Origin of the sequence: Pseudomonas sp. DTU_2021_1001937_2_SI_NGA_ILE_001 (genome assembly GCF_032463525.1) — a bacterium.
In the GTDB taxonomy this organism is placed as follows: domain Bacteria; phylum Pseudomonadota; class Gammaproteobacteria; order Pseudomonadales; family Pseudomonadaceae; genus Aquipseudomonas.
The window spans coordinates 2766969-2777316 of record NZ_CP135971.1; the positions used below are offsets into that span (position 1 = coordinate 2766969).

Here is a 10348-nt window from a genome sequence, read left to right on the forward strand (position 1 = left end):
CCTCGGGTAGCGGCCTCACGACCGGCCATACCGAGTCCACAGGTTCAAGGAGAAACGACATGAAACGTACCGCTTTTACAGGACTGTTCCTCAGCGCTGCACTCCTCGCGTCGCCGGTGTTCGCCGCTGATGATCTGTGCGACAGCAACCTGCAGGCCATCAAGGATGCCCAGGTTTCGACCAACACCAACCTCAGCCCTGAAACCCAGGAAATGCTGAAAAAGGTGGAAGCCGACGGCATGGCGGCCAAGGCCAAAGGCGACGAGAAACAGTGCATCGAGCTGACCTCCAAGGCCATCGCCAGCCTGAAGAAAATGGGCTCGGGCAGCGAAGGCGCCAAATAACTGCCGAACAGCACCAGGCAGTGGGTCGACGTGTCGCGCCGATTGGCGTACACTGCGCCCCACTGACTGCCTACAGGTAGTCACGGGGCCGATCAGGATTCGACGCCGGTGACGAAACTCTAGGTGCATGCCGACTTGGTAACAGAAGTCGTAAATCCACTGTTGCAACTTTCTATAGTTGCCAATGACGAAAACTACGAGGGCTACGCTCTCGCTGCGTAAGCGGCGCGACTAGCTCTTCTGGTAGCTTCGGCTCCAGCAATCGCTAGGGGATGCCTGTAAACCCGAACCGATTGTCATACAGAACAGGATCGTCACCTAGGACGTTGCGGCCGACGTGACTAAAACTTACGCAACTCGCCCAAAGCACCCTGCCCGTCGGGTCGCTGAGGGTTAACTCAATAGACACGGCTAAGCATGTAGGACCGACAGCGGAGTACTGGCGGACGGGGGTTCAAATCCCCCCGGCTCCACCAAACAAGCGTTACAAATCAAGCACTTAACGTTATGCGCAAGTGCTTTTTTTGTGCCTTTTGGGGGCTGTTTTGGCTGCGGAATGCCAGCTTTATGACGGCCTTCGTCCCTTCCTCCAGGCTTCCAATGGTGCCCCTAGGTATAGACTTGCCCCTATGGTCGCAGCATATTGCCAGCACCAAGGTAAGTGAATGTCGGGATAGGGATATGACGGCTGAAATGGGATTCCCCCCCCCCCCTCACTCTACTAGGTGTCAGTTGGCCAGTGAGTGGGCGACAGTCACCTAGTCTTGGGGGCGGTAGCAGCGTAACGCGCCGTTATCTTGGCGCTGCACAAAGCCACAGCTCGGACCGAACCGGCACGACCTCCATCCAAATACCTACCACAGACGAATGCTGGAGGAGCGTTTCCTTAAGCCAGTACGTTGCCCTGAGCCGTAACTACCACAAAGATGACCCAGCCCTGCTAACAGTCGCTTAAGCAAAAAGTTCCACTGCATACTTAATGGCTGTATGACATTATATCCAGCCCCCATAGCTTGCCAGTGGGCAGAAGCACTGCAGCAATAGCGATGCGATAGGAGACGCTGACTGATGGACCGAACCAAACGATTCGAGGTGCTGGAGGCGGAGTATCAGCTGTTTGTTAGCCAGCGCGACAATACCCTCCCGAGCAAGCCCCGCATTGCCGCCTGGGGCCTAGTGCCAGGCCACAATGAGTCAGTATGCTTGACAGTCGCCTACCCTTTCCCTGCAGCCACTGTATGGAATGCTGTCGACGCGTGCATCTGCTTGCTGACACCGCCGCCATGGACCGCGGCGACGGAGTCTGCCGGCACCTGAATGAACACGACGCCGGTTGCCACATCTATGACTAGCGGCCAGACGCCTGCCGCGTTGATCGGCAATACGAACTGCATCATCGCCGGGCCATTAGTTGGGACACGTTCGTCAGAATGAATGAAGCCGGATGCAACAATTGCGAGCTCTCAGAGCTAGCGAGGCTACCCGAACAATCCCGGCCCATACAGACAACCGCTACACACAACCGTAGGAACTTCAGAATGGGAATTAGCTACCGCGCGGATGATGACCTGGCCTTTCTACAATATTGCCGGGAAGACGATATCCGCAACCTGGCGGCCTATCTCATGTTCGACAAGGACGGAGGAAAGCGCAGGGCAAGCGAAATCGCTGATGATCCGCAATTCAAAAAGCTGCAGGGCCAGCCAGATCAATGGCGTCGCTGCTGGCAACTGGTTGCTGGTGAGCTACAACATTTCGCTGGAGACTCAATCGTCAACCTGTTCCGCCGTCAGGGTGTGCTTTACAAGGAAATGCTCTGCGACGTCTGCGACAAGACCGATGTGAAATACGACAGCAAAGCCAGCGCCTACGATATCGAAAACCAGCTTATCGAGAAGTTGGTGGCAAAGAGCTGGGAACAAATGTCGCAAGACCAGCAGCGTAGCACAGCCGAAGAAATGAACCTGAACAGCTCGCTCGGGGCGGTGCCGCTGGTCGCGATCCTCAATGCAATTCGTGCAGGTGGCCTGGGCTCATTGCAGTGGTCATCTTGGCTTGCCAGGGGCGCTACTGCTTCATTCAGCAATGCAGTCGGGGTAACCCTGGGTGGCGCTGCAGCTCTGGTAGGTGGGCGCGCAGTAGCGGCCATAGCCGGGCCCTTGGCAGCGATTGCCGTCACCGTTCCTCTGCTCAGCGGTACGGCGTACCGGGTCACTATCCCGGCTGTCATTCAAATCGCGTTCATGCGGCGGCAGTATGAAAAAGAGGATCACTTCTAATGCAGGCAGCAGCAGAACTTCTGGGAAAAATCTGGGTGCTCGACGAGGCGGCTTTTTCGAAGGCCCTTATCGATGCGCTGGCAGCAGGCAAGGCAGTCATTCATGACGGCGTGGCTTATTATGCGGCGGGCAGTGGTAAGACGGGTGTTATCCAGCATCTGCCGTTCAAGGAAACGGTATTCAAGTCCGCCGAAGAAGCACTCAAGGCCGCGCAGATGACCACCGTGATGGCTACCGCTGCGTCCACCTGCGTGATTCTCGGTGCGCTGATTATCCAAACTAAATACCTGGCGGCAAAACTCGACAAGATCCAGAACACCGTCGACGAAATCGCCAAAGAGTTGCATACCCAAAACATCGTCTATTACATGGATAAGGTCACCGACTACATCGGTAGTATCGAAGTAGCCCGCACCTTGCTAAAGGACCGCAGTCTGGCTAGCGAAATCAAGGAGATGGCCTTCCCCTTGCTGGCATCAGCCGCAGCCAAGCGCAATCATGCGATGTCCTTCATCGATAACATTCTGGCATTGGCGCAGAACAGCAACGAGTTGAGCAGCAAGCACTACGAGCTGGTGGTGAATTTTGCGCACATGATGCTGGAGATCATGCCGCTCGGCATCCATACGGAATATTTACTGGCTGCCCGCGTTAGCAAACCGATGCTCGCCCAACTGATACTGGAAGAAGGCGCAGAACGCTATCAGGGCGCAATGCAACAATATAAGGCATTTCTCAATGCCCAACATCGTGAACTGGTACGAGGTAACATTGGTGACAAAACCGTGGTCCTGCAGCGCATCGAAGACAAGGCCCGCCACCTGATTCAATCGCAAGAGAATCAGCTACTGCTAACGTTGCCCTACGGCCGTATGGCAGCGCTCGAGGCTGCATGAGCTGACTAGCCAGCACAGTCGAAAAGGAGTTCTCGCTCGGTGCTCGTCAAACCGAGCCGGCGGCCGCCGGGTTCTACCCCATTAACACGGACACTTTCGAGTAAGCTCACACCGAGCGGAAGGAGTGTTCATGAAGCGCAAAAAATACCGCCCAGAGTTCAAGCGGGAAGCCGTTGAGCTAGTTCGTCGTTCAGGAGCGAGCTGTCGACAGGTAGCCCTGGAGATTGGTGTTGCTCCTAACCTGCTCACACGCTGGGTACGGGAGGCACAACCAGACACTGAAAAAGCCTTTCCTGGTACGGGAAGCCCGCTAGATGAGGAGCTTGCCCGCCTCAAGCGCGAGTTAGCCCGAGTAACCAAGGAGCGTGATTTTTTAAGAGACGCGGCAGCGTACTTTGCCAAGGAGTTATCGAGCGGTGCACGGTGATCCAGCGCTGCCGTAAAGACTACCCGGTACGATTGATGTGCCGTTGTCTGAAGGTTTCCGCTAGCAGCTATTACGCCTGGCAGGATCGTGAACCAAGCCCGCGAGCTCAGGAGAATGCGCGCTTGGTGAAGCGCATTCGGGAGATTCACGAGGACAGCCGCGGTGTAATCGGAGCGCCACGAATGCACGAGGATTTGCTCGATGAGGGCGAAGCCGTCAGCCTGAACCGAGTTGCCCGCCCGATAGCGGCTGAACGAATTCAAGGCTGGCCATGCCGGAAGCGGCGTGGCTTTGGAAGAGTCGCCAGCAGCCGTCCAACAGGCGTGAAAAACCTGCTGGAGCGCGACTTCACCGTGCAGGAACCATAGCGCAAGTGGGTCACGGACATCACGGAAATCGCCACCCAGGAAGGCAAACTCTTTCTATGCGTGGTGCGCGATTTGTACAGCAAGTTGGTGATCGGTTGATCGATGCACCACCGCCAGGATCGGCAGATGGTGATTCGAGCGGTGGAGATGGCGATCTGGCAGCGCCAGGGTGACTGGTCAGTGATCCAGCATTCGGATCGCGACATCCAAGGCGGATTCACCAACGCCGACTACCTGCGCTTTCTGAATCGCAACACGCGGATTTGTAGCATGAGTGCCTTCGGGCACTGCGGCGACACCGCTGCCTGTGAAGGCTTCTTCAGTCAGCTCAAACGGGAGCGCGTTGTCCATCAGTCGTATCGAACTCGTGATGAGCCTTGGGCGGATCTATTCGACTACATCGAGCGGTCTCACAACCCACGAATGCGTCGTAGAGTTGCCCCGTAAGAGCAGAAGTTTTCAGCTCTTTTCAAACCGTCCGTGGAAATGGGGTAGAACCCGTTTACGGGAGGTGGATGCCGACTGCCGCCCCTCAGACAGGCTCAAGGGCGGAGCATCGCTGGAATTCCAGCGATGCTCGTAAGCTCGCACGAAAAGCAACTCGCGAATGAGGGCTAGGAAGATATGCGCGACACCCATCATAATGATAGCCTTAAGCCATACCCGAGCTTGATTGGGCTGGGTACGCCTCAAGATGTGATATCTGCCAACTCTAGGGACGGGCCAATGATTACGAGTGCGACAATTGCGGCTTTTGTGGCAAAAAACTTTGGGAAAATTGTGGAAACAGCCAAAGCAACCTACACATTTGCTGACGAGACAATTCAGATCAGGTTGAAAACAGCGTACACCGACTACTTAACAAATACAGCTGTTAAATTTTCAAAATCGAAATCTTTTTTTATCAGAAACCAACCAACTGATTTATATGACTACTACGTGCCAATAGGGATTTTTTGCAATTCAAAATTCATATCAGAGCCCGACACGGAAAATTGTTTAGACAGCAACAAAAAGATTGTGATCTCCGGGTCAGGGGGCAGCGGAAAAACCATCCTTATAAAGCATCTATTTTTGGACTGTATATCGAAAGGTGATTACGTTCCGATTTTGATAGAGTTACGCGACCTAAATATTAACGAATCAAGCCTAGACAACGCAATTAAGGAAACACTGGAAAATTTCGGATTTAATACCCAAGGCGAATACATAGAAAAATCGAAGAAAGCCGGTAACTTTTGCTTCTTCTTTGATGGGTATGACGAAGTCAATCACAAAAGAAGACCGCAGCTTATTCGAGAAATAAAACGTCTGATATTGAAATATCCTAAATGCCCAGTCATCATATCATCACGACCAGATGACATATTCAGCGGCATAGAGGAATTTTCTGTCTACCACGTACTACCGCTAGATTTAGACTCTGCGAAGAGTCTTGTCAAAAAACTCCCATTCGATGAAGAAATAAAAAACAAATTTACTCTTGATCTAGAGCAGAGCTTGTTTGTCAAACACGAGTCTTTTTTATCCAACCCCCTTCTTCTTTCGATAATGCTACTCACATACGGTGAATACTCAGAGATACCATCAAAACTAAGTATATTCTACAATCAAGCGTATGAAGCACTGTTTCTCCGTCATGATGCTTATAAAGGTGGCTACAGCCGGGACAGACTTACTACGCTAGACATACAAGACTTCGCTAGAGTGTTTTCAGTTTTTTCACTGCAAACCTACGACCGCAGTGAATTTAGAATGAGTAGAAGCAATTGCTTAGCCTATATTGAGAAAAGCAAGCAAGCTACTCGACATAGCTTCACTTCAGAAGAGTACCTATCCGATCTATTGAGCGCGGCATGCTTACTAATGGAAGATGGTCTTGACATAACTTATTCGCACAGGTCATTTCAGGAGTATTTCGTTGCGCTCCATATATCCGTTGCACCTCCAGAGATTCAAGAAAAACTTCTGGAACGGTTCTGGAAAAGAATGCGCTCTGACATGGTAATAGACATCCTTTACGAGCTCAATCCGGATCTTATAGAAAGGACATTAATCATCCCCAAACTGGAGAAACTTCTCAGCACAGTCGGAGTTAAGAAAAAAGCCGGAGTTACTCATACAACAAGACTATTCAAATTCAACTATAAATATCTTAATTTAGAACCAGATGACATAACAGCAACCCTGAATTCTAATGAAGCGACGGAAATGGATGTCGCACACTTAGCAGTACGCAGTTGCGGTAACTTTATCTTCTCTTCCAATGAAGAATACAAAGCCTACAGAGATAACCTGATCACAGAATACGGAGTCTATGGAAGTACGACTCGATTGGAAACTAAAGACTTGACTCATCGCTCGCCGGTAATGATAAGCGTAGCCAATGGGATAGGGACGTTTTCGACGAGCTATTTACAAGAAATCATAAATGTGCTTGCCGCCTTGAAGAAAAAGCACGCCAACCGTATTGAACAATTGGAGAGCCTGCTAGGAATTTGAGGTAATTACTTAACCGCTCCACAAACCCCACATTCAAAGCGGCCAGATGATCTCCGATGCTGTGCTCCCGATTCCCTCCGGAGCCAGCCCCGCCATGATGCGACCCGACGCCAAAGTCGAAAAAGTCTATCTCTATCCCAAGCCCGTGGACTTCCGAAAATCCATCGACGGCCTGGCCGCGCTGGTCGAGTTGGATATCAAGGTGGCGGTGTTTGACCCCGTACTGTTCGTCTTCCTCAATAAGCCCCGCAATCGAGTGAAGATCTTGTATTGGGAGCGCAACGGCTTTTGCCTTTGGCTCAAGCGCCTGGAGTCCGAGCGGTTCAAAACATCGCCCGATGCCACGGACGAGGCGATTGTCCTCAGCGTTCAGGAACTGAATTGGTTGCTCGACGGTTTTGATCTTTGGCGCAACCGCCCTCATCAAGTTTTGACCCCGCGCTACGTGGCATGACCCGGTATAATCCGAGCCATGATTTCTCTGCCCGATGACCTTCCTGATGATCCTGTCTTGCTCAAGCAACTGCTGCTTGAGGCGCTCACTCGACAGGAGGAATCGGCCCAGGCTTATCAGACCCACATCGTCGACCTGAAAGAACAGATCAAGCTGTTGCGCGACCGTCTGTTTGGGCGCAAGTCCGAGCAAACCGTTGAGCCCAATACGCCGCAACTGGCCTTGCTCAATGAGCCTGAAAGCGAGCCGATGCCTTCAGTTGGTGACGCTGATGAAGAAGTTGTTGCACCGACACCTCGCCGTGGCAAACGCAAGCCGTTGTCGGCCGATCTGCCGCGTATCGAAGTCATTCATGAACTGCCCGAACACGAACTGACCTGTGCGTGCGGTTGCCGCAGACACGCCATCGGCGAAGAGACCAGCGAGCAACTGGACATCGTGCCGATGCAGATCCGCGTCATCAAACATATCCGCAAGGTCTACGGTTGCCGGGGCTGCGAAGCAGCCCCCGTGACGGCTGACAAACCTGCGCAACAGATCGAAAAGAGCATGGCCAGCCCGAGCGTATTGGCCATGCTGCTCACCACCAAGTATGTCGACGGTTTGCCGCTGCATCGGTTTGAAAGTGTGCTGAGTCGCCACGGTATCGATATCCCTCGGCAAACGCTGGCTCGCTGGATTATCCAGTGCAGCGAACACTTCCAGCCGCTGATCAATTTGATGCGTGACCGACTGCTGGAAAGTCCGGTCATCCACTGCGATGAAACCCGCGTCCAGGTGTTGAAAGAGCCGGATCGAGACCCGACCAGTCAATCTTGGATGTGGGTGCAAGCCAGCGGTCCACCGGATCGAAAAGTCGTGCTATTTGATTACACGTCCAGCCGTGCGCAGGAAGTGCCGTTGCGCTTGCTGGAAAGTTATCGCGGTTATGTCATGACCGACGATTACGCCGGCTATAACGCGTTGGCGTTGCAGCCAGGTGTGGAGCGTCTGGCGTGCATGGCCCATGCACGACGCAAGTTCGTGGATGCGCAAAAAGTGCAGCCCAAGGGTAAAACCGGAAGGGCCGATGTCGCGCTGACGATGCTCAACAAGCTATACGGCATCGAACGCGAGCTCAAGGACGTCAGCGATGAACAACGGTTTATCGGTCGTCAGGAACAGAGCCTGCCGATCCTGGCCCAACTGAAAAGCTGGCTGGATAAAACCCTGCCTCAGGTGACAGCACAGAGTGCGTTGGGTAAGGCAGTGCATTATCTGGCAAATAACTGGAGTCGGCTGGGACGCTATGTCGAAGCGGGTTACTTGCCCATCGACAACAATGCGGCCGAAAGAGCGATCAAGCCGTTTGTCATCGGGCGCAAGGCCTGGCTGTTCAGCGACACCGTCAATGGCGCGAATGCCAGCGCGAAGATCTACAGCCTGGTCGAGACCGCCAAGGTCAACGGCCAGGAGCCTTATACGTGGCTGCGCCACGTACTGGAGCGGCTGCCGCACGCTTCGTCGGTAGCCGACTACGAAGCCTTGCTGCCGTGGAACTGCTCGCCAGAAATGCCACGGTAAACCGTTAACCCATCGTTTGGCAGATGGGGTTTATGGATCGCATACCGACAAGCTCGCAGGCCGTCGGCGTCCTGCGCCTTTCGACCGCCCATCCAATGCCAGTGAGGCCGTATGAAAGCACGAGAAGCCACCCTCATCGCCAAGCGCTACCAAGCACGTAAACAAGCGTTCGACGATTTGCACGCGCTATTGCTGCCTTTCTTCCGCCGTACTTCTCTGGCAGACAGTATGAAAGAGATCAGCGAGTGTGTCTCCGAAGCCTGGCATACCAATACCTTGTGCGGCAGGCTGTCGGATTACGGCGATTTCGGTGAACTGCATTGGTGCTAACCACTCCCTCAAAAGCATCATGGTGACGATCGGCTCACGGCAAGGAAAGCTTTTCCAGTGGGAACCGATTAGCATCATGTACTGTAATTAAGTGACTAGTGCCAACTCAGAGTGCCAAGAAGCTAACCGCGTTGGTTCCTGCAAAGCCGCAGCCAGCGCTCGATATACTTCGTGATGAGGCTCACTGGCGGCAAGGTCAATCTGCCATTGCTGCACGTAGACCTGAATTTCAAGCTGAGTGTGACGTCCCTGGGCTTGTTGTATGCGCTGCCTTTCGCGCCTGCGCAGCACATCCTGTCGATTGGCGTACTCCGCCTTGAACTCCTTTGTCCATCGGCTGGACAGGTTGAGTAGTGCGTCCAGTTTGGCTGCCTTGGGCTGATCAGCAGGGGTGGTGGCAGAGCACCGCACGGAGAATTCGGGCAACACGTAGTCCAGTTGCACGGCGCCATTGCCCGGACGCAAATAAGGGTGAAACCAATCGGCGAAGCTGCCCGCACTGTGCACATCTTTCTCGCCCTTGTTCGCTGTGGAATTGCATTCGCCACAGATCGGTAGCAAGTTTTCGGCACAGACACTGAGCAAGGGATAGGCGCTCTTTGCGATCCAGTGATCGACTTCCGGTGTCTGGCCTAATGGGCCACCGCAAAGTACGCATACCTCGCGGGCATTCGGGTCGGGATTCAAACGGTGAGCATCGCGAAACGCTTTCACATAGTCCGCGTAGCACACACCGCCAGTCGCCACCGGTGTGCCATCAGGCTTATAGGGTAATCCGCTCTGTAAACCTCGCTCATAGAAGGCTGTCATTAGACTTTTAAACGCAGCCCATGCTGCAGTTGAAATTTCCGGCAATGCAGTAGGCCAGGCTGAATGTACCGAATGAAACTGATCAGCAACTGCGACAACCGAATTACTCCAGGCGAGCAGAGCATTCTTTTCGCCGGGCAACATTCCCGCGATGAGCTTTGCCTGGTTGAGACGAGTCTGCTTACGACCATATAGGAAGCGCCACAGCCAATCCGCTTCAATCTGCGTTGCAACAAGAGGTGGCGTAAGATTGATTTGGGTTACATCAGCATCGGCTGTCGTCGGATCACACAACCATCTGAGTAGATGCATCTGCAATTCGAGACAAGCACTGAGCGCGCCGCAGCAAAGTGGTTGCGAGATAGGCTTAAGCAT

Annotated in this window: 8 protein-coding genes, 1 other RNA gene and 1 pseudogene; 9 read left to right on the forward strand and 1 reads right to left on the reverse strand. The window is 53.4% G+C overall.

The genetic code is table 11. The features are described from left to right. Positions 1 to 59: 59 nt before the first annotated feature. The 9 genes and pseudogenes from RRX38_RS11875 (at position 60) to RRX38_RS11915 (ending at position 9163) form a co-directional block, all read left to right on the forward strand. Positions 60 to 344: a hypothetical protein gene (locus RRX38_RS11875; protein WP_315962600.1), complete on the forward strand. Its 285-nt coding sequence runs from the start codon at positions 60 to 62 to the stop codon at positions 342 to 344. Between the two features lie 84 nt (positions 345 to 428). Further along, positions 429 to 820: a transfer-messenger RNA gene (ssrA, locus tag RRX38_RS11880) on the forward strand. A gap of 1062 nt (positions 821 to 1882) precedes the next feature. Continuing rightward, positions 1883 to 2623 carry a DUF3944 domain-containing protein gene (locus tag RRX38_RS11885; protein WP_315962601.1) on the forward strand — a complete coding sequence of 247 codons (741 nt, stop codon included), beginning with the start codon at positions 1883 to 1885 and terminating at the stop codon, positions 2621 to 2623. Next, positions 2623 to 3519, forward strand: a complete 897-nt coding sequence (locus RRX38_RS11890; RefSeq protein ID WP_315962602.1) for a hypothetical protein — start codon at positions 2623 to 2625, stop codon at positions 3517 to 3519. Before RRX38_RS11885 ends, RRX38_RS11890 begins: the two co-directional genes overlap by 1 nt. Positions 3520 to 3649: 130 nt before the next feature. Next, positions 3650 to 4761 (forward strand): annotated as a pseudogene (locus RRX38_RS11895) (IS3 family transposase). A gap of 177 nt (positions 4762 to 4938) precedes the next feature. Continuing rightward, entirely contained in the window at positions 4939 to 6816 is a 1878-nt protein-coding gene (locus RRX38_RS11900) for an NACHT domain-containing protein (RefSeq protein ID WP_315962603.1), read from the forward strand. A 46-nt stretch (positions 6817 to 6862) separates the two neighbouring features. After that, positions 6863 to 7270 (forward strand): IS66 family insertion sequence element accessory protein TnpB, encoded by a 408-nt coding sequence (tnpB, locus tag RRX38_RS11905; RefSeq protein ID WP_315962604.1) that lies wholly within the window; start codon positions 6863 to 6865, stop codon positions 7268 to 7270. A gap of 18 nt (positions 7271 to 7288) precedes the next feature. After that, entirely contained in the window at positions 7289 to 8833 is a 1545-nt protein-coding gene (gene tnpC, locus RRX38_RS11910; protein WP_315962605.1) for an IS66 family transposase, read from the forward strand. Between the two features lie 111 nt (positions 8834 to 8944). Continuing rightward, positions 8945 to 9163: a hypothetical protein gene (locus RRX38_RS11915; protein ID WP_315962606.1), complete on the forward strand. Its 219-nt coding sequence runs from the start codon at positions 8945 to 8947 to the stop codon at positions 9161 to 9163. 87 nt (positions 9164 to 9250) lie between these two features. Here RRX38_RS11915 and RRX38_RS11920 read toward each other — a convergent pair whose 3' ends face one another. Then, a complete protein-coding gene (locus RRX38_RS11920; RefSeq protein WP_315962607.1) occupies positions 9251 to 10348 on the reverse strand; it encodes a hypothetical protein in 1098 nt (365 codons plus the stop codon).